Below are 371 nucleotides of genomic sequence, written 5' to 3' on the forward strand. Positions count from 1 at the left end.
CCGCTGCCGCTGCCCGCCCGAAAACTCGTGCGGATACCGATCGATCATCTCTGGCAGCAGCCCGCATTTATCCATCAGCCAGCGCACCCGCTCCTGCGCCTCTTTACCGCGCGCCACCTTGTGGATCAGCAGCGGCTCCATGATCGAATAGCCCACCGTCATCCGCGGATCCAGCGACGCAAACGGATCCTGGAAGATGAACTGGATGTGCTGGCGCAGCGTCTGCATCGCACTGCCCCGCAACGCCCCGATATTCTTGCCGTCGAATTCAATTGACCCGCTCTTGCTCTTGACCAGTTGCAGCAAAGACCGGCCAGTCGTCGTCTTCCCGCACCCCGACTCGCCCACCAGCGACAGCGTCTCGCCCGGGT

Annotated in this window: 1 protein-coding gene; it reads right to left on the reverse strand. The window is 62.8% G+C overall.

All coding sequences use genetic code 11. The features are described 5' to 3' along the window. Positions 1 to 371 (reverse strand): ATP-binding cassette domain-containing protein (locus tag B3446_RS04570; protein WP_291377998.1); only part of this gene is annotated, 371 nt, incomplete at both ends.

The organism is Achromobacter sp. UBA5777, from assembly GCF_002418565.1.
GTDB classification, from domain to species: domain Bacteria; phylum Pseudomonadota; class Gammaproteobacteria; order Burkholderiales; family Burkholderiaceae_B; genus Achromobacter; species Achromobacter animicus.